The sequence below is a fragment of the Erythrobacter sp. SN6-5 genome (assembly GCF_057364945.1).
In genome coordinates this window covers 3,001,093-3,020,355 of sequence record NZ_CP200282.1, presented here as the reverse complement: position 1 = coordinate 3,020,355, position 19,263 = coordinate 3,001,093, and the positions used below count along the sequence as shown (strand labels likewise).

Genomic DNA, 19,263 nt, shown 5'->3' with positions numbered 1-19,263 from the left:
CGAACGGGATGTAGTCGTCGCCAATATCATCGGAAGCTGGGGAGGGTGCCGCCTCGGTCGCAGTGTCGCCGCTCGGTGCGCTCGGCTTTGATCCGCTCCAATGCCTCGTCCAATGTCAGGCGGGTAAAAGGGGTGCCTTCGGGAAAGGCGCTTAGCAGGCGGCTGGGGAAGGCAGCGGAGAGCACAACGAAGTGGCCCGCATCATCCTTGCCCCGGATTAGGCGGCCGAAGGCCTGGGCCAGACGTGCGCGAATGATCCGGTCGTCATATTTGCTCCCCTGTCCGGCGGCTCGGCGGGCCTTGTGCAATATATCGGGCCGCGGCCATGGCACTTGCTCCATTACCACACACCTGAGGGAGCGCCCTGGTACGTCCACGCCATCGCGCAAGGCATCTGTGCCGAGCAGGCTGGCGCGCGGATCATCGCGAAAGATATCGACCAAAGTGCCCGTGTCGATCGGGTCGACATGCTGAGCATAGATCGGCAGGCCAGCGCGGGCGAGCCGGTCCGCAATGCGGCCATGCACTGCGCGCATCCGGCGGATCGCGGTAAACAAGCCGAGCACGCCGCCATCCGATGCCTCGATCAGTTTTGAGTACGCGCCGGCAAGCCCCGGCAAATCGCCTTTCTTGATGTCGGTGACGATCAAGACTTCGGCGCGGTTGGCATAGTCAAACGGGCTGGTCGCCGCCGACATCAGCGGCTCGCTCTCGATATAATCCGCGCCAGATCGGGCGATGGCGGGCGCCCATGCCTCTGTGTCGCTCGCCTCTTCGCCGACCCGGTCGGTCAGCGTCGCACTGGTCAGCATAACGCCGTGCGCAGGCTCCAACACGGTCTTGGCAAAGGGCTTCATCGGGTCAAGCCAGCGGCGGTGAATGCCAATGTCGAACTCGCGCGCATCGCTGCGTTCGACCGACAGCCAATCGACGAATTCGGGGTCGGCTGGTCCACCCAGCCGCTCCAGCAAAGCCGCCCATGCGCCGAGCAGATCCACCCGCCAGCTTAAGGAGAAACGCGCGCCTTCGATCCGCTGGCGACCTTGTCCATCGAGCCAGTCGGGTGGGTCGGCCATGATCGCCTCCAGCCGGGTGCCCAGCTTGATCAGCGGAGTGCGAATGTTCGCTAGCGCCTCGCTTGCAACTCCGGCGGCCTCGATCAATTCGCCCGGCAGGCCCGAAGCCTCGGTCTCAATCCCATAGCCCGCATCAACCCCGCCGCTTTCATCGCGCGCATAGGTCGCAGCGCGCACTTGAGCGAGCAAAGCCTCCAGCGGGCCGGAGGGTTCGCTTTCACAAAGGCGTTGGAGCCAGCCATCAGCGGGCAGCAACGTCGCCGCCTCTACTGCGTTTTCAATCGCGATGCCGCCTTCGTCATCATAGCTGGCGACATCGGCAAGGCGAGCGGACAGACCGCGCCTGCGGCCCCGATTCTTGCGTTCGGGGCCAAGGATCCAGCGGCGCAGCTCAATCGCCTCCTGCCCGGACAATACGGCGGCGAAGGTTGAATCCGCCGCCTCAAACACATGGTGCCCCTCGTCAAAGACGATACGTGTGGGGCGCATGGCGTGATCGCGGCCGCGCGCGGCATTGACCATGACCAGCGCATGGTTGGCGATGACGAGATCGGCCTGCGCGCTGTTGCGGCTGGCGCGTTCAATGAAGCATTTGCGGTAGTGCGGGCACCCGGCATAGACGCATTCACCGCGCTGATCGGTCAGGGCTGCGATCCCGCGCTTACGGAACAATGTGCCGAGCCAGCCGGGCAAATCCCCGCCGATCATATCGCCGTCTTGGCTGAAAGCGGCCCAACGCCCAACCAATTGCGCCAGGATTGCTGGCCTGCCGGAAAACCCGCCCTGCAGTGCATCCTCCAGATTGAGCAGGCAAAGGTAATTCTCGCGCCCCTTGCGCACCACGACGGGCGGGGTTCCGTCAGGACGTTTTGCGGGCCATGCGCGCCGGCTTTCGCTGCGCAATTGCCGCTGCAGGTTCTTTGTAAAGGTAGAGACCCAAACGGTTCCGCCTGCTGCGCCTGCCCAAAGGGAAGCTGGCGCGAGGTAACCCAAAGTTTTGCCGATGCCGGTGCCCGCCTGGGCTAGCGCCAGATGCGGGACCTCACGCTTGTCACGCGGGGAAAAAATGCGCGCTGCATCCTTTGCGTAAGCCTGTTGGCCCTCGCGTTGCTCGGAGCCTTCGCCGGTTAACTGATCGAGCTGCTCAAGCACTGCCTCTGCAGGCAGATCGACCTGACGCGGCGGCGCGCGCTCAGCGGTTTCCTCCCATTCGGGCAGCTTTGCGAACAACCATTTTTCCGCCTTTTGCGGGCGAGCAATATGCGGCTTGATCACACCTGCCCATTGCCAGCGTAGCCGCTCCAGCGATTGCAAAACACTCCACGCGCCTTCGCGCTCAAACCATTCGGGATCCTCGCAAGCAGCGATCAAAGCGGCTCCGGCAATCTGCAAGAATGCAGGTACATCTTCGTCGCCCGCTGGCTCTTCGATTTCCAATGCCTGGGCGAGGCCGCGCGGGGTTGGCACGCAAAACCGCGCCGGATGCACAAATGCGAAAAGTTCTAGCAGATCGAGGCCGGACAGATCGGGATAGCCCAGCCGATTGGCGACCAGCGGCGCGTTGAGGATCAGCACTGGCGTGTCAGCCGCGGCCATGATCGCATCACCTTTTGACACTGCCCCTGTCTCACCACCGGGCGAGCGCAGCCAATTGCCGGAGTGGCTTGCATGCAAAGCTGGCAGGCTAAGCGGGGTGGGGGCGTCGGAGGTCACGGATCAGAGAAATGTCTGAGCAAGAACGGAAAGTAAATGTGCGGGCTCAGGCTCGCCACAGTTTTGCGTCTTGCGGGCCAAATATATACAAACCTCTGAGGTTGGCCGCAAAATGGCGAAGCATCGGCTTAAGCCACAGCCTTCATGATTTGCAGACCGCGTTCGTAGACCGCGCCAACCACTCGATCACGTCCGTCATTCTTCGCGCAATAGAGCGCCTGATCGGCGCATTGCATCGCGTCCTGCACGCCGTCCTTGCCCACGCGCACGTGGAAACCGACGCTGGCGGTCACTTTTGCGCGGGCGAGGTAGCCGTCAAACTCCAGCTCTGAAATGGCTTTCCGAGCGGACAGAGCCAGCGATGAAACGCCCCGCGCGTGCTGCTCATCAATCAGCACGACAAACTCTTCTCCGCCGACCCGAAAGACATAGCCGAATCCGTCAAACAGGCTGCTGAGCCGCTTACCAACCGCGCGCAGCACATCATCGCCACCATCATGACCGAACCGGTCATTGATCCTTTTAAAATGATCCAGGTCGATTACCATCACCGCACCGAAGGACCGGCGACCGGCCTTGTCGAGCGCGATCTTTCGATCAAGCTTGCGGCGATTGCCAAGCATGGTGAGAGGATCAATCTCGCCCTCTTCCACCCGGCCAAGGACCATATCGTATCCAATCATCATGACCAGCACGATTCCGAGCAACATTCCCATCAGCGCGCTGGCCGATTGGAAGATCAGATTGAGTCCTTCGTAAAAGGCGATCATCTCATCCGGCGTCTCGCCAATCGGGTTAAGGCCGACCGCGACCGTGCGTCCCGCATAGGAGAGCGCGGCGGCCAGGATTGTGAAAAACGCGATCACATCGACCAGTGATTTTTTTCGGTACTGCCACAGCTGAGGTAGCGCAGCAGCGATGATCGTGGCGCAGGCTCCCTGTACGAATACTCCGCGCAGCCAGTTCGGCGGTGTCCATGCCATGCCGGGCATGACGTAAATCGCGCCAAAGATCGTCAGTGCAATCGCGAAATTCGTGGTTCTGCGGCCATGGCGCGACAGGAACGCCTGGGTCATGATTAGCAGCGGTAGGTAATGAGTTGCGACTGCATACCAGCCGAGCCATTCGCTGCCTGTGGGATCGCGGTAACCATCGACCAGGATCGAGGTGAAGGCGACGAAAAAGCCCAGGGCTGCCCAGCGCGCAGCAACGAGCCGGCGCTCGGCAAAACCGATCACCGCCAGAGCCAGCGTGAACAACAGATACATCGCTGGGATCAGAATGAAGAATGCACTCGTTCCCGACATGGCAACATGCATAAGCCTGTTTCGTTGCGAAGATGCCCAGCTATCGTGGTAAATTAGAGGTTACTGCGGTGAAAATTGTTGCTGGGAGGGGGCGCGTTTTGTCGGCCTGTCCTACATGCGAAGATCGCTGTAATCCTGCGTGCTTAGACCAGTAACTGCCTCCGCTAAGGCGAGCGCAGATTCCTTGGAGCAGCGCGAAACATGCAAAAGTCACACATTTTGAACACGCGATGCTTGAAAGTTGCCTATTTTCATGCGTTTGCGTCAAAAGTCACACTTTTGGAATTCGCAAATGTGTTCCAAGCCCTACACGTCAAACTGCACAATCGCTTGCGTTGTCTGGCGCCATCCTCATATGCGGGCGTGCTATGACAGATACTGTACTTCAAGACGCCGCTCGTTCCTCCAAGGCTTGGCCATTTCAGGAGGCTCAGCGCCTCGCCAAACGGCTGAGGAATGGCAAACCAAACGGCGAGCCAGTGCTGTTTGAAACGGGCTATGGGCCGTCAGGCTTGCCGCATATCGGCACGTTCCAGGAGGTGCTGCGCACCACCTTCGTGCGGCGCGCATACGAGGCGCTGACCGGGCAGGCGACGCGGCTGGTCGCGTTCTCGGATGACATGGACGGCCTGCGCAAGGTGCCTGACAATCTGCCCAATCAGGCGATGCTGACTGAGCATTTGGGTAAGCCACTGTCGCGGATTCCCGATCCGTTTGAGAAGTATGAGAGCTTTGCCCACCATAACAATGCGATGCTGCGCGCGTTTCTGGACCGGTTCGGGTTTGAGTACGAGTTTGTGGCTGCCTCTGACCGATATAACAGCGGCGCGTTTGACGATGCGTTGAAGAACGTGCTGGCGCACAATCAGGATATTCTCGACATCATGTTGCCGACTTTGCGGGCAGAGCGAGCGGCGACCTATTCGCCGATCATGCCGATCAGTCCGACGACTGGCGTGGTGCTGCAAGTGCCAGTCGAAGTCGTTGATGCGGGGGCGGGGCTGATCCGCTTCACGGATGAAGACGGCAGCGTGATTGAGCAAAGCGCGTTGGGCGGCAAAGCCAAGCTGCAATGGAAGGTCGACTTTGCCATGCGCTGGGTCGCACAAGGCGTCGACTATGAGATGTACGGCAAGGACTTGACCGACACGGGTGTGCAATCGGGCAAGATTGCGCGCGTGCTGGGCGGAAACAAGCCAGAAGGGCTGATCTACGAGCTGTTTCTCGACGAGAATGGCGAGAAGATCTCGAAGTCCAAAGGCAATGGCCTGACGATTGAGCAATGGCTGGAATATGGGACGGAGGAGAGCCTCGGCTTCTACATCTTCCCCAATCCCAAGAGCGCCAAGCAGCTGCACGTTGGAGTGATCCCGCGCGCGGTCGACGACTATTGGCAGTTCCGTGAACGTCTGGCCGAACAGCCTCTGGACAAACAGCTCGGCAATCCGGCGTGGCATTTGCTGCGCGCGAATGAGAGCCTCTCGGCTCCCGATGCGCCGGGTGCAGGCGACACCGTGCCGGTGACGTTCGGCTTGCTGCTGAACCTTGCCAGCGTGCTGGGCGCAGAGGCAAGCGCGCAAAACGTTGCGGAATATCTCGAAAGCTATCTGGGCGAACCTGTTGCGAACCCGGCGATTGATGCGATGATCGATGCCGCAGTTGCTTACACGCGCGACTTCATCGTGCCGACGCTGAACAAGCGCGCGCCATCGGCGAATGAGGCTGAGGCCTTGAGGGCGCTCGACGAGGCTTTGGCGGCAGCGGCTAAGGGTACCAGCGCGGAAGACTTACAGACCAGCGTCTATGAGATCGGTAAACGCGAAGAGTTCGGGTTTGAGAACCTACGCGATTGGTTTCGGGCCTTGTATGAGACGCTGCTGGGCAGTGAGCAGGGGCCGCGTATGGGCAGCTTCATCGCGCTGTATGGGATAGAGAACAGTCGCAAGCTGATCGCAGAGGCTCTGGCGCGTTCTTGAGCCGGCTATAGCCGCCCGCACTCTCCGCCCTTCCGCCCGGATTGTGTCCCGACAGGTTCTGGGTGGCTAGGCATTACATTAAGACGTCTTTCCTACTTCCAAGTGCGTGTGCGATACCATTTGGTGATGATGTACTTGGAGCCTTTGGTCACAGGGGTTCCCGCGTGCATTGTCCCTTCGTTCGGACTGCCATCAGCTAATGCGTTGTTCCACAGCAGCAGGACGCCGGGCTTCGGCTCAATCCTCAAACCGGCTTCGGTGAAGTGTGTCTCTCCCCCTCCTCGACCGTGTTGAGGAAAACCATCGACGTCCAGCTGCGCTGACCGCCGCGCTTACGCTCGTTCTGCCAGTACGGCTCCGAGCTGTAGAACCAATCGTTATGCGGCTTGAACTGTTGGCCTTCGAGGTAGCGCTGGCCTTGAATCGCTTCGCCGATTTCCGGCTTTAAGCCTATAAGGTCATCGATCCTTCGGCTAATCCCTTTGACGAAGCTATCATAGGGATCGAGATCGCCGGAATAAGAGGTGCGAAACCCGCTGGCATAGTCTTGCTCATGCAGCGCCGAAGGCCGGGCAATCATGTCGATCATCATGCACAGGCGGTCGCATTCCGCCTTCGTCAGAAAATCGCCGACAGCAAACAGTTCGAGTTTGTCGGTCTCGATTGGGTAAACGCCAGGATCGGAAGCCAAGCGCTGGCGAACGCTTTCGCCAACTCGTTTAAGGGCGTCTTGATCGGGAATGGTGCTTGCTAGTGTCATTGCTTTGCTCGTTCGTGAAACGGCTATTTGCCAGCCAATGCCGCACAAGAAAACCCCCGCTGGCATTGCTGCGAGCGGGGGCTCTAAAGTTAGCAGAAAGTCTGCTGTGTCAGGCGATCACCAGAAGATGTCGTAGATCACATCGACGACTTCGCCGGTGTAGGTGTCGACCAAAACCGCATCGTCATAATAGCGGACCCAGCGATACGGGCCGTAGACCTCTGGCAGGCGATAGCGCCATGGATCGTTGATGTAATACCGCGATGAGAAGAACAGGCTGTCGAGGTGAAAACCAATGCTCAAGCGATTATAACGATAGCTGCGATAGGGCGAATAGTACCGACCCAGGCGAAAGATGCTGCGGTTGGCGCGCCTGTGGTTGTACCAATTGTAGCGATTGTGCTTGCGCCACTGGCGGTTCCACCGGCGGTGATCGCGAACTCCAGCGCGGTAGCCATTGCGATATCCGCGGCGTTCGTTGCGATATCCGCGCCGACCATCACGGTAGCCATTGCGGCGTCCGTCCCGATAGCCTCTGCGGCCATCGCGGTAACCACGGCGATTGTCCCGGTACTCACGGCGCTGATCACGGCGCTCTGCCCGGCGGCCATCGCGCCGACCATCACGATATGCGCCGCGACGTTCTGCTCTGCGATCAGCCCTGCGGTCTACGCGGCGATCCGCTCTGCGTTCAGCGCGACGCTCTACGCGGCGATCCTGCCTGCGTTCTGCCCGGCGTTCACCGCGCCTTTCGGCACGTCTCTCTCCGCGTCTCTCTGCGCGTCGCTCACCACGGCGCTCGTTTCGAACCCTTGCAGGCGCTTCACGTGCTTGGCGCTGTGTCTGGCTAAACCCGCGGTTACCCGCGCGACCTTCACGCCGTGCTTCCCGGCGATCACCGCGTCGCTCAGTGCGAGCTTCTTGACGATTACCTCGGCGCTCACCGCGTGTTTCCTGGCGATTGGCACGGCGTTCGCTTCTTGCTTGCTGGCGGTTGGCGCGTCGTTCACCGCGAGCTTGGCCACGGTTTGCGCGGCGCTCACTGCGCTGGTTTTGGCGAGCTTGTATCTGCTGCCCGCGATTTTCAAAGCCGCGGTTTTGCGCTTCGGCCTCAGCAGGTAGAGCAGTTACAGCCATCGCGGTGGCGAGAGCGGAAAGTGCGCTACCTTTGAGCAATTTTGTCAGGTACATAAATGCCTCCTTGGTCGCCGTTCCACCACCAACGGCTAAGTTGATATGCCCTCTTGTACCGACGAGTCGCTGTATCATAACTTAACCACTCGTTTAGGTTTACGTTCATGTTTGAAGTTCTGAAAATGAACAGCGAGAGGGATTGACCTCGCGCATATTTCCCTCAAATGCAACGCATGTTTGAAACGCTCGATGATGTCCGCAATGACTTAAGACGCCAATTGGTGAGAGCTGGCAAGGATCGAAGGCACGCTATGCACACGCCCTGCGTTGTGACCAGCGACGTCGACGCACGCACAATGGTCTTGCGGGAATTTGATGGCGATGCTTGGACGCTTAGGTTTCACACTGACAATCGCGCTCCAAAAGTTGCCGCGATTGAAGCGGACCCGCGCATGGCGGTGCTACTTTACGATAGGGGTGCGAAGATTCAGGTCCGGTTGCGCGGGACAGGGCGCATCGTTCGCGAAGGCGATGTGGTCGATCGCGCATGGGAAAGCAGCATTAACTTTGCCAAGCGTTGCTATCTGGGAGAGGGACCAGGCGCCGTATCGAGCGAGCCAACCAGCGGGCTTCCAGCGGAGTTTGAAGGCGTAGAGCCTACGGACGAACAGGTGGTGCCCGCGAGGCCTAATTTCGCGGTGGTGTTGTTCGACATCATAGAAGCCGACTGGTTCTACCTAGCGCACACTGGTCATTTGCGGGCGCAGTTTATGCGGACAGGCGGTGGGGGTGAGGTGCGAGAACCCACTTGGGATGCCCGCTGGGTCTCACCCTAATCACCACTGTTTGGTAGAGGTCTAGGCCTCTGGCGCTGACCACTCGACGAGTTTCAGCTTGCCCAGTTTCGCACGGGCCAGTCCTGCATCGCGCTGCTCCTCGAACTCGACCGAACCCTGCAGTGCGCCCATGGCGATCTTCGCATCCAGCAGCACGCATTCGCCCGCCGCCACGCTCAAAGTGTACGTCTTTGCCGTACCTTTTGTCTGGCTGGCCATTTGTGCCAGCACACTATGCTCGCCTGGTTCTACATCCGCTTTTACGAAACGGCCCGTGCGAAATTGTGCCGTCATGGCGTCATCAATAGTGATGTTCATGCCCTGCTGCCCGGCGATAAAGGCATCGCGCATGACATAGATCGCCCCTTTGCCTTCCGCCGCGGTGAATTGCTTGGCCGCCGACGTGGTCGCCTCGTCCGCTTCTGCGCCGCCTTTGTTTTTAAGCAGCACGAACACGACATAGCCCAATACCGGGAACATCAAAAGCAAGCCGACGATGGGATACATAAGTCCAATGACGAGGCCGACGACGACCGCACCAGCGATCAATACAATATTACGAGTGGACAAATTCATTCCTGGGGGACCCTTCTTGTAAATAGGGGATGTCCCTTAGCGTGTGTGCTGATTGGAAGCGAGGGGGATTATTGAAGCGGCTTTTCCGGCCAAGGCCAAGCCCTCGCGTTCTTCTTGCTGAGCAGACAACGAGAGCTTTCTCGCCCCCGGATCAGGTCCGGGGTGACGAGGAAGCTAGAAACGTGTGCCGAAGTAGCGGCCTCACCTAGTCAGCTTCTTATACGCCAAGCGTGTCGGGCGATCCGCAGCATCGCCTAGACGGCGGCGTTTGTCTTCTTCGTACGCCTCAAAATTGCCTTCAAACCATTCCACATGAGAATTGCCTTCAAACGCGAGAATATGCGTCGCGAGGCGATCCAGGAAGAAGCGGTCGTGCGAGATCACTACGGCGCAGCCAGCAAAGTTCTCGATGGCTTCTTCAAGCGCGCCCAGGGTCTCGACGTCGAGATCATTGGTTGGTTCGTCCAGCAGCAGCACGTTGCCGCCTTGCTTGAGCATTTTGGCCATGTGCACGCGGTTGCGTTCACCACCGGACAGCTTGCCGACGTTTTTCTGTTGGTCGCTGCCCTTGAAGTTGAACGCGCCGACATAGGCGCGCGTGGAGGTGTCGTGACCGTTAACCTGCATGTAATCGAGCCCGTCGGAGATTTCCTCCCAGACATTGTTGGTCGGCGTCAGGTCGTCGCGAGATTGGTCGACATAGCCGAGGTGAACAGTGTCGCCGATTTCGATCGATCCGGTGTCCGGTGTTTCCTGACCGGTGATCATCTTGAACAGGGTGGATTTACCAGCGCCGTTCGGGCCGATCACGCCAACAATGCCGCCCGGTGGCATCATGAAAGACAGATTTTCGAAGAGCAGCTTGTCGCCGTAAGCCTTAGAGATATTCTTAGCCTCGATCACTTTGCCACCCAGGCGTTCTGGCACCTGGATAACGATCTGCGCCTTGCCCGGTTTGCGGTCGCCCTGAGCGTCCTGCAATTGTTCAAACTTGCGCACGCGGGCTTTGGATTTGGTCTGACGCGCGGCGGGGGTTTGCTTGATCCATTCCAGCTCTCGAGAGAGCGCTTTCTGGCGGCCTGACTCCTCACGGCTTTCCTGCTCCAGCCGTTTCGCCTTCTTCTCCAGATAGGTCGAATAATTTCCCTCATATGGGTAGTAGGATGCCCGGTCGAGCTCAAGGATCCACTCAACGACATTGTCGAGGAAGTAGCGATCGTGGGTGATCATCAGCACGGCGCCAGGCGTATTCTTTAAGGTGGTTTTCCAGCCACTCGACCGATTCAGCGTCGAGGTGGTTGGTCGGCTCGTCGAGCAGCAGAATACCAGGCTTTTGGATGAGCAACCGGGTTAGGGCAACGCGGCGTTTCTCACCGCCGGAAAGATTGTTGACCGGGCTGTCTGATGGCGGGCAGCGCAGGGCCTCCATCGCGATCTCCAGCTGGTTGTCGAGGGTCCAGCCGTCGACCGCATCGATCTTCTCCTGCAACTCGGACATTTGCTCGCCCAGAGCTTCAAAATCAGCATCCGGCTCAGCCATTTCAGCGGAGATCGCGTTGAAGCGCTCCACCATCGCTGCTGTCTCGCCAGCACCTTCGCGGACGTTCTCCAGCACCGTCTTGCTCTCATCAAGCTGCGGTTCCTGCGGCAGATAGCCGACAGTGATGTTCTCACCTGCCCAGGCTTCGCCAGTTATATCGGAATCGATCCCGGCCATGATCTTCATCAGGGTCGATTTGCCCGCGCCATTCGGGCCAACGATACCGATCTTTGCGCCTTGATAGAATTGTAAATTAATATTGCTCAGCACCGGCTTTTGAGCGCCGGGGAAGGTCTTGGTCATGTTTTTCATGACATAGGCATATTGCGCGGCCATCGGGCGTTTCCTTTGGGTGAATCTATTCGGAAATTGAACTTGGGTGCCAGATAGTCGCGCGAACGTGGTGGGGCAAGAGTCAGCTACGTAGTGACATTCGTAACGCAAATTAAGAGGTCGTTACGAAAATTCATCTAGGACTAAAGGGTGTAAGAAAAGCTAGACCATGCAAACTCAGATAATGACCTTCATCATACCGATCATCGCGTTGATTTTCAACGTGATTTTCTTTGTGTTTTGGTGGGGTAACAAGCGCCGCCTCCATGTTCTTGCCTATTCCGCTTGTTTCGGATCGATGGCCCTTGGCGTGCTGATCAATATCTGGATCCTAGGGTCCTTTGGCCCAATGGGGATTATTTCCTACCACGTATTCTCGATGGCGGGAGTGCTGGCTCTGATGTGGGGCACGGCCGTCCGCAATGGAAAGAAGGCCCCACTTGTGGCCTCCGCAGCGACGGTGGCGTTTACCTGCATAATCCTGTGGGCTGCGATGGCAGCTGGCTCGCAAGACGCAGCTCGCATGGCTCAAAATACCAATTCTGCTTTGCTGGTTGCGATAACCGCTATCAACCTTTGGCATACGTCGGGTCGCCATTGGAGTGATCGGTCGCTAATTTGGGTGTTGATCCTGCTTTCCGGTTTCGGGTTTCTGCGTCCATTCCTGACAATGCTTTCGGACTTCATTTTCGGCGCTGGCGAGGGTGCGGCAGTAATGCTTACCTCTTTGCACGTGCTGATACTTGCAGTCTTGCTTACCCTGATGGCGCTCAGTTTGATTGCAACGGTCATCTTTGAAGATGTCCGAAACACGCGGTATGAAGCGGCCATCGACCAGCTATCGGGCTTGCGAACGCGCGGAGCGTTCGAAGCCGAGGCGCAACTCATGCTTGATCGAGCGAGCGCGAGAAACAAGCCGCTAAGTCTAATTATGGCCGATATCGACCACTTCAAAAACATCAATGATACGTTTGGTCACCTTGCTGGCGACCGGGTAATCGCTGTTTTTGGAGAGCAAATTAGCTCACTGGTGCGCAGCGGTGATATGGCTGGACGGATCGGCGGCGAAGAATTCTGCGTTTTGATTTGGGATTGCTCATTGGAAGATGCTGCGCAACTGGCTGAGCGCATCCGCCAGGCTGCTGCCCGCCAAGGCAAGTCAGAAAAGGACGAGATCAGCCCCTATAAAGTCAGCTTTGGGGTGGCCGAGTGGCGCAACATGGAAAGCTATAAAGCCTTGTTCGAACGCGCCGACAGCGCTCTTTACCGGGCGAAAGAGGCAGGCCGTAATCAGGTCTTTACAGAGAACGGCGCATTTCCAGATGGCGGCGGTTCGGTCGTTCCGTTCGCATCGCGTATGTCCCAAAGGCACGGCCTTGGAGCAGGTTGACCGAGCGGGCGCTGTCCTCCATTCGTCAGTAGACAATCGAACACGAGCGGTAGAGATATTGTCGCTTAAGTGGGTTCCCTAAAGCCGGTGTTAACCATATTGACCTAACCCGTTCGAACGGGGGTCGTACGGGTCGATGCAAACGCAAATTCTTGGATTGGTGACGCCGATGATGGCGCTGTTTTTCGCAGCGACATTTGTAGTGCTGTGGCGCGCAGGCCGAATGAAACGTCATGTGCTTGGCTTCGGCATTGCCTTTGCCCTGTCGGCGATTGGCTTTCTAATCACCCATTTCATGCCAGCGGACGCGTTCTATCTGTTCCACGCGACCCAGGTTTTTTACACCCTCGGCTCGGCATTCTTACTGGCGTCCGTGTGCGAGCGCGTGGGTCAGCGGCTTCATCTCGGCAGCATTGCCATTGTCTACCTTATCTCCGCTTTGACCTTGGCTCTGGCCGTGAATTTCTCCAACGATGTCGGCCCACGATTGATTATCGTCAACATGGGCTACGGCGTGATGTTCGCCATGGGCGTGACGACGCTGCTCACGGCTCGTCGCCGCAATATGATCGATCTGTTGATCATTCTGGTCATGGCGTTCCAGGCTGCTGACTTTCTCGTCCGGCCCACGCTGACCTTGTTGTTTGAGCGAACAATCCCGGCAGAGGCTTATCGCGATTCGATCTACTATTCGCTGATTGGGCTGGTCCTAGCGGTGAAGGGCATGAGCAGTGCATTGGTACTGATTGGAGCGACCATTGCCGAGTGGACCAAGGCCCTGCGCGAAAGCAGCGAGCGGGACGCTCTCACTGGCCTGCGCAATCGCGGCTCGTTTGAGCAATCGATCCGAGCTTTGCTGCCGCGCGCTCAGACCGAGGGGCGCCCACTAAGCCTAGTCGTGGCTGATATTGACCACTTCAAGCAGGTGAACGATTTTTGGGGGCACCAGGCCGGGGACCTAGCCATCGCAGGCTTTGGCGAGATCATTGGTAAGATGGTGCGCGCATGCGATACCTCAGGCCGGATTGGTGGCGAAGAATTCTGCATCGCGGCCTGGAATTGTGAGAATGAACCCGCGGAGCGATTGGCTGAACGGATCAGATGGGCATTCACCCGGCTGGAGCACGCCGATCTTAATAAGGATATTCGCCTCACAGCAAGTTTTGGTGTGGCCACCGCGCGTGAAGGCGAAACCTATGAGAGCCTGTTTGCACGGGCTGATGCTGCGCTCTACCGGGCGAAATCCAATGGCCGAAACCGTGTGGAAAATGCCGAGCGTGCGCCTCAGGATGAAGAGAAGCTTGCTCCAAAGCCAAAGCTAGTTGAACTGAAACAAGCTGTTTCAAACTAATCTGCGATCGGAGGCTAGGCCGCCTCAATTCTCCTTCCGGCCGATCACATGAGAAGCAGCTGCGCCCAGCGAGCCTAACGCTGGACTTGGCCCGCGTGGCTCGATAGCAGCGCAGCTATGAAAAACACACTCCTCGCGCTGACCGCGCTCTCCGCCGCTTCCATCTCTGTTACCGCGCACGCAGCCCCGGGCCTTTCGGAACTTGCCGAGGTGGCGTTGGAGCGCGATGAAATCGCGTGGGATTTTGTCGAAGGGGTGACTACAGAGGTCGGCCCTAGGCAGGCCGGTACGGAGGCCGAGACACGCGGGCGCGTTTGGGCGATGGCGTGGCTCAAGAAGCACGGCTTTCAAAATGTGGCGGACGAACCGTTTGAAATGGACACTTGGGTACCCGGCGATATCGCTCGCGCTTCGGTGACCGGACCTTTTCCGCAAAACCTTGTGGTTCAGCCACTTGGCAACGGCGCGGCAACGCCAGAAGGTGGGATCGAGGCGGAAGTGGTTTTCTTCCAAAATGCAGAGGCCGTTCGCGCTGCGCCGGAAGGCAGCCTAACAGGCAAGATCGCCTATATCAGCCACCAGATGCGCCGCGCTCAGGATGGCTCGCACTATGGCTTTGCTAAGCCCGACGCGCTGGGTCGGACCAGGACTCGCCGCTGGCAAAGGCGCGATTGGCGTTGTGATAAAATCAGTTGGTACCGATCATCACCGCAACCCGCACACCGGCGGCACCAATTTCCCGGAAGGGGTTGAGCCAATCCCTGCGGGCGCATTGTCTCTGCCCGATGCAGAAAATTTGGAACGGATGTTCAATCGTCCACGCTCAGAGCCAATCACACTCAAACTGGAAATGAACCCGAGGCGTATCGGCACCACGATGAGCGGCAATGTCGTTGGTGAATTTGTTGGCCGCAATCCGGATCTGCCACCCGTACTGCTGGCGTGCCATTTGGATAGCTGGTGGAACGCGCCCGGTGCGTTTGATGATGGGGCGGGTTGCGGTATCATTGCCGCCGCCGCAATCAATGTCGCGCGCACTGGCAATCAACTGCGCACTGTTCGCGTGCTATTCGCAGGCGCAGAGGAAGTGGGGCTGTGGGGCTCTCGCGCATACAGCGCAGCTCACATCGATGAACCGATTGGTGTGGGCATCGAAAGCGATTTTGGCGCAGATCGTGTCTGGCGTTTTGAGAGCAATTTCCGTGAAACCAACCCTGAACTTCACGCAAAGCTAGCGGCCGCAGTCGAACCGTTTGGCGTTGCCAATTCAACCATTGCGGCGCGGGGCGGGGCAGACCTGAACATTTCGCGCGATCAGAATGGGGCGATCATTGATCTACAGCAGGACGGAACACGCTATTTCGATTTGCATCACACTCCGGATGACACGCTCGACAAGATCGACATCGTCCAGCTACGCCAGAATGTAGCGGTGTGGACTATGGTCGCAGGCACTCTTGCGCGGGAAGAACGCGCGATCAAAACCGGCGAACCCGTGCCCAGCGCTCCGGCGGTTATGGAAGAGTAAGGGGGAACGCGCGGCAAGTGTGGATGCCTTGCTTGTGCGAGCAGAAATTTCGGAAGCTCGAAAATCTGGTCGGGGAGAGAGGATTCGAACCTCCGACCCCCTGTACCCAAAACAGGTGCGCTACCTGGCTGCGCCACTCCCCGACCGATTTTCGCCTGTCTTGCGTGCAGCACGACAGGGTGGAAGCATCATCGCTAGTGGTGGGCCCGGCAGGACTCGAACCCGCGACCTAGCCGTTATGAGCGGCCAGCTCTAACCAACTGAGCTACAGGCCCCTCTGGTCTAGCCAAGATGCAGGCCGAGCCTCTACATTGCACTTGGGAATGAAACAAGCACCCGTTTCGTCTATTTTTGAAAAGAACCTATCTGATTACATTTTGCATGATCTCGGCCACGCTGGTGCTGGGAATGTTTCGGTGGTCGAGATAGGCGTAAACCCTTTCAAACCAATCATAAATGCCCTCAACCTCAGCCGGCGTCTCGACATAGGGCGTGTGACCAGGTGCCAGAGAGGGACTGTGAAACGACAACGTCAATACAGGCACGTCGTCGTCCAGAACCATATCAATACCGCGGATGGCCTCCTCCACGCTCACACCTTCTGGCGTCAAGGCAATCCGTTCCATCATGCCCAGGCGCGATAGGATTCGGCCCAGAGAGGGGAAGCGCTCTTGCAAGCGGCGCACCACGCCGCCTTGCCGCCTCAGCATGCCCCAATAGGCGCTGGTCACAGGCAGTTCGAGCAATTGGCGCTCTGCATCGGCCCAATAAGGCCACAGCGGATGGGCGGAGTAATCGGGTCCGTGCTGGCCGGAATAATCGAACAGAGACCTGACAGAGGTGTCGACCGCGATTCCCGCCGACTTAAGCAAGTCCGGGGTTTGCGGGCCCAAACCGTATCGGCCAGCGCGGTAGATCAGCGGAGGCGCGCCAAACACCACCTCAATCCTATCCCGCAACTGCATGAACTTGGCCGCTTCCAATGCGGGCGGCAGGTTCCCGGCATAGGAATTGTGTGCGCTCACCTCTTCATCGAACGGCGGGTTGACCCATGGATGCAATTGCACGCCAACTTCGGCTGTGCCGCGTTTGACTGCGTCGCCGATGATCTCGGCTGCGGCTGGCGAATTTACGATTGGCCAATCGACCAAATAGAGTGGGATGATGCCCAGCCGCTCGCAGAATTGCTGAAATCGGCGCAATTCAGGGATATGCTCCAGTCCAAAGCCATCTCTGCAAAAGGGCGCTTCCCAGTCAAATTCCTCTTCGGTGTCAACTGTCAGCAGAACGCGTTGGCCAAAGTCATCCGCGAACTTCGCTCTTGCGCTTTGTGCAGGCGGATCAAGAATGGACCGTGCTTCGCCCGCAGCTGCTGATTCAGAAAGGGGTTGCATGCTGAGCTCCCTCCCTGATTGCCAATTCAGCGGGATCGCTGGAGCTTATGCTTTCCCGCCGCCACGTTCGCCGCTGATCGAAGCGGCATTTTCATGTTCGGAAATAGCGGGGACGTCTTGAGGATTGCTTACCTGCAGACCCGCACCTGCGTCCGATCCGTCTTGGCTAGGCAGAGCTTGCTGAGCGGTCAAGAGTGGGAGCATCAACGCCAGATGTTCGCCCTCGTGAGACAGCCCGCCTTTGGCGGCGCGCGCCTCAGCCCGGGCTAGGCGGAAGGTGAAGCCCGCGCCAAACAGACCTGCGTTGAGAACGGTGTTGGCGGGCTTAACTTGAGCAGCGAACAAATCTTCTTCGGAAATCAGTTGAGCTAAGCAATTCGCAAATTAGCCGGACCAGCCGATCATCGCGGCGCAATTGGCAAGTGATCATCTCGCCAGACGCGCATGCCCCGCCAAGGGTCGCCAACACGCGCCAAATGAGCGCTTCGGTTTCGCCGGTGTCCATCGCTACCATAATCGGCGGGCCTTCAGGTTGGACAAACTCAATCCCTGCCATCCGTGGTCCGAGCACCTGCGCCAATTGCTGAGCGGTTTTGGCGATCATTGCGCCTAGATCAGTGTCGCCTGGAATCATTTCAGCAGCGCCGGTTTCCAGCTTGGCCAGCCGGTCTAGCTCTTCAAAGCCTGCCAAAATACGCGCGGCGTCGGCGGCGACCGCCGCGGCCAAAGCGCGGTATTCATGCGGGGCAGGGCCGAATAATTGCTGCTGAATGACTTCGGCATAGCCCTGAACGGCGGTGACCGGTGTGCGCAGCTCGTGCAGCAATTGGCGGATGCGGTCGCCTTCGCTGCCGCCCTGGCCGGGCATGCTGGCGGCTTTCGCAGGGCGGCGGCACCGGCCGACATAGCCAGTGAAATTGCCTTCGTCGGCAAAGTTCGGCTGTGCATCGACAATCCAGTCGCCCGCGATCGCTTCTGCACCCGCCATGGCCAGGGGTGCGTGCGCAATCGGCTGTCTGCGATCAAAGGCGCGTTCAATCAAAGATTGCGCAGCGGGATTGGTAAAGGCTTGAGCCGGGACCAGCCGCTTGCCGATCACCATCGGCGCGGCCTCTGGTTCGGCCCATTCGATCCGGCCATTCGCGTCGGTGGCAAAGCCGAACCCGCGCACTTCACGTTCAGATTGACGCGGCTGCTCCTCCAGCGGCAGGCGCGGGGCGCTGTCGATGGCCTGCGCGCCGCTTTCCCGATCGCGCTTGAACTGCGCAATCCGCTCCACCAGAGCGGAAATTTCGCTGCGATTGGGGTCGATCTCTGGGCTGCCCATCGGGTTCGTTGCCATGCTTGGTTGGTCTGTCAGTCCGAACGGGTCATAGGACGCTCTGTCCGTCCGGGGCCTCTTAGCTTCCCCGACACCATGCTGCCCTGTTTGGCGTTCTAGTTCGGGCGCGCGTGCTTCTTGAGGTTCAGTTTCGCCTGTCTGTTCCTCAGTGGGGTTTTCTACAGCAAGGCTTTCCGCCACTTCTTCGTCCGCCGGGACTTCTTCGCTGAGCTCGAACGGCTCATTGGCTGGAGACAGAGGATAGTCTGCTGGCTTGTTGCGCAGCGGCATGATCGTCGCCGGAGCGCTCGATCCCATCAGTGACGCATAGGGGACGTCTGGAGGTGTATCAATCGGCTCAGCAGGGGCTTCACAAGAGGCTGGCGGCGTATCTAATCCCTTCGTATCGTCATAACCGTTTGGATGAGGCAGCCCGCGGTCATGCACGCCCAATTGATCAAGCAAGCGCTCTGCATCAACCGGCAGATCATCCCTGCGCCGCAAAAAGCCGCGCGCTCTCACAGGCAGCCTTGGGATAAGGGCAGTCCAATCCTCATCGCTCAATTCTGCGCGGTGCAGAGCAGCGGCCGCCACCTCAGGTTCGAAATCGGCCAGATGGGCGGCTAGATCAGCGCTGCGAAACCGCCAACCGCGCTCGCGAATCGCCGATGCCCTTGCGTGCGCCGGAATTTTGTCAGCCAGCGCATCCATGCGTAGCCAAGAGGCGGCAACCAGGCTCTGCCGACGGCCATCAAGGATGCCAAACTTGCGATTGCCAAGGATGTCGAGCAGCTGGCGAAATTGCGTGCGAGCGCCCACGTCGGTGTCTGCGCGTTGGCGCAGCACAGTCGCAAGGCGGTCGTCAAAAAACATATCTGCTCCGATACACACACACGGCCATCAGGCGCTAGTGGGGCCGAAAGTTTCATACCAAGCCTTTCTAACATTCACACATGGCTTTCAGACGCGTTGCAAAGCGGGACAATTGCTGGCAAACATAATAATATTAGTTTTGCACCTCGGTCTGA

At 58.6% G+C, this 19,263-nt stretch carries 17 protein-coding genes, 2 tRNA genes and 1 pseudogene; 6 read left to right on the top strand and 14 right to left on the bottom strand.

Features of this window, described 5'->3' with window-relative positions:
- Positions 1-26 precede the first annotated feature (26 nt).
- Together AC0V6Z_RS15115 and AC0V6Z_RS15110 are read right to left on the bottom strand one after the other, a co-directional pair.
- Positions 27-2,789: an ATP-dependent DNA helicase gene (locus tag AC0V6Z_RS15115; protein WP_472639226.1), complete on the bottom strand. Its 2,763-nt coding sequence runs from the start codon at positions 2,787-2,789 to the stop codon at positions 27-29.
- Positions 2,790-2,917: 128 nt separating this feature from the next.
- A complete protein-coding gene (locus AC0V6Z_RS15110) occupies positions 2,918-4,096 on the bottom strand; it encodes a GGDEF domain-containing protein (protein WP_472639225.1) in 1,179 nt (392 codons plus the stop codon).
- Positions 4,097-4,464: 368 nt separating this feature from the next.
- On the opposite strand from AC0V6Z_RS15110, the gene AC0V6Z_RS15105 reads away from it, so the two are divergent.
- Positions 4,465-6,072: a lysine--tRNA ligase gene (locus AC0V6Z_RS15105; protein ID WP_472639224.1), complete on the top strand. Its 1,608-nt coding sequence runs from the start codon at positions 4,465-4,467 to the stop codon at positions 6,070-6,072.
- A gap of 92 nt (positions 6,073-6,164) precedes the next feature.
- Here AC0V6Z_RS15105 and AC0V6Z_RS15100 read toward each other — a convergent pair whose 3' ends face one another.
- The 5 genes from AC0V6Z_RS15100 to AC0V6Z_RS15080 form a co-directional block, all read right to left on the bottom strand.
- A complete protein-coding gene (locus AC0V6Z_RS15100) occupies positions 6,165-6,320 on the bottom strand; it encodes a 2OG-Fe(II) oxygenase family protein (protein WP_472639223.1) in 156 nt (51 codons plus the stop codon).
- On the bottom strand, positions 6,317-6,832 hold the full coding sequence (locus AC0V6Z_RS15095) for a prolyl 4-hydroxylase family protein (protein ID WP_472639222.1): 516 nt from the start codon (positions 6,830-6,832) through the stop codon (positions 6,317-6,319). The genes AC0V6Z_RS15100 and AC0V6Z_RS15095 overlap by 4 nt, the downstream gene beginning before the upstream one ends.
- Positions 6,833-6,949: 117 nt before the next feature.
- Positions 6,950-7,135: an RcnB family protein gene (locus AC0V6Z_RS15090; protein ID WP_472639221.1), complete on the bottom strand. Its 186-nt coding sequence runs from the start codon at positions 7,133-7,135 to the stop codon at positions 6,950-6,952.
- Positions 7,132-7,458 carry a hypothetical protein gene (locus AC0V6Z_RS15085; RefSeq protein WP_472639220.1) on the bottom strand — a complete coding sequence of 109 codons (327 nt, stop codon included), beginning with the start codon at positions 7,456-7,458 and terminating at the stop codon, positions 7,132-7,134. Before AC0V6Z_RS15085 ends, AC0V6Z_RS15090 begins: the two co-directional genes overlap by 4 nt.
- A 78-nt stretch (positions 7,459-7,536) precedes the next feature.
- On the bottom strand, positions 7,537-7,920 hold the full coding sequence (locus AC0V6Z_RS15080) for a hypothetical protein (protein WP_472639219.1): 384 nt from the start codon (positions 7,918-7,920) through the stop codon (positions 7,537-7,539).
- 357 nt (positions 7,921-8,277) lie between these two features.
- Here AC0V6Z_RS15080 and AC0V6Z_RS15075 point away from each other — a divergent pair, with 357 nt between their 5' ends.
- The gene (locus AC0V6Z_RS15075; RefSeq protein ID WP_472639218.1) at positions 8,278-8,802 is read left to right on the top strand and encodes a pyridoxamine 5'-phosphate oxidase family protein; all 525 of its coding nucleotides are present in this window, start codon (positions 8,278-8,280) and stop codon (positions 8,800-8,802) included.
- Positions 8,803-8,823: 21 nt separating this feature from the next.
- Here AC0V6Z_RS15075 and AC0V6Z_RS15070 read toward each other — a convergent pair whose 3' ends face one another.
- On the bottom strand, positions 8,824-9,378 hold the full coding sequence (locus tag AC0V6Z_RS15070; protein WP_472639217.1) for a hypothetical protein: 555 nt from the start codon (positions 9,376-9,378) through the stop codon (positions 8,824-8,826).
- Positions 9,379-9,579: 201 nt separating this feature from the next.
- Positions 9,580-11,254: pseudogene (gene ettA / locus AC0V6Z_RS15065) on the bottom strand (energy-dependent translational throttle protein EttA).
- A gap of 166 nt (positions 11,255-11,420) precedes the next feature.
- Here ettA and AC0V6Z_RS15060 point away from each other — a divergent pair.
- The 4 genes from AC0V6Z_RS15060 to AC0V6Z_RS15045 all read left to right on the top strand — a co-directional run bounded on the left by AC0V6Z_RS15060 (position 11,421) and on the right by AC0V6Z_RS15045 (position 15,520).
- Complete coding sequence (locus AC0V6Z_RS15060) at positions 11,421-12,641, top strand: GGDEF domain-containing protein (protein WP_472639216.1); 1,221 nt, start codon at positions 11,421-11,423, stop codon at positions 12,639-12,641.
- Positions 12,642-12,777: 136 nt separating this feature from the next.
- The gene (locus AC0V6Z_RS15055; RefSeq protein WP_472639215.1) at positions 12,778-13,992 is read left to right on the top strand and encodes a GGDEF domain-containing protein; all 1,215 of its coding nucleotides are present in this window, start codon (positions 12,778-12,780) and stop codon (positions 13,990-13,992) included.
- A gap of 117 nt (positions 13,993-14,109) precedes the next feature.
- The gene (locus AC0V6Z_RS15050; protein WP_472639214.1) at positions 14,110-14,745 is read left to right on the top strand and encodes a zinc-binding metallopeptidase family protein; all 636 of its coding nucleotides are present in this window, start codon (positions 14,110-14,112) and stop codon (positions 14,743-14,745) included.
- Positions 14,672-15,520 carry a M20/M25/M40 family metallo-hydrolase gene (locus AC0V6Z_RS15045; protein ID WP_472639213.1) on the top strand — a complete coding sequence of 283 codons (849 nt, stop codon included), beginning with the start codon at positions 14,672-14,674 and terminating at the stop codon, positions 15,518-15,520. The genes AC0V6Z_RS15050 and AC0V6Z_RS15045 overlap by 74 nt, the downstream gene beginning before the upstream one ends.
- A gap of 66 nt (positions 15,521-15,586) precedes the next feature.
- Here AC0V6Z_RS15045 and AC0V6Z_RS15040 read toward each other — a convergent pair.
- From AC0V6Z_RS15040 to AC0V6Z_RS15020, 5 genes are all read right to left on the bottom strand, one after another.
- A tRNA-Pro gene (locus AC0V6Z_RS15040) sits at positions 15,587-15,663 on the bottom strand.
- 55 nt (positions 15,664-15,718) lie between these two features.
- Positions 15,719-15,795: transfer RNA gene (locus AC0V6Z_RS15035), tRNA-Ile, on the bottom strand.
- Between the two features lie 87 nt (positions 15,796-15,882).
- Positions 15,883-16,914 carry a polysaccharide deacetylase family protein gene (locus AC0V6Z_RS15030; protein ID WP_472639212.1) on the bottom strand — a complete coding sequence of 344 codons (1,032 nt, stop codon included), beginning with the start codon at positions 16,912-16,914 and terminating at the stop codon, positions 15,883-15,885.
- Positions 16,915-16,959: 45 nt separating this feature from the next.
- Entirely contained in the window at positions 16,960-17,259 is a 300-nt protein-coding gene (locus AC0V6Z_RS15025) for a hypothetical protein (protein ID WP_472639211.1), read from the bottom strand.
- The gene (locus AC0V6Z_RS15020) at positions 17,240-19,108 is read right to left on the bottom strand and encodes a histidine kinase dimerization/phospho-acceptor domain-containing protein (RefSeq protein WP_472639210.1); all 1,869 of its coding nucleotides are present in this window, start codon (positions 19,106-19,108) and stop codon (positions 17,240-17,242) included. The genes AC0V6Z_RS15025 and AC0V6Z_RS15020 overlap by 20 nt, the downstream gene beginning before the upstream one ends.
- Positions 19,109-19,263 lie beyond the last annotated feature (155 nt).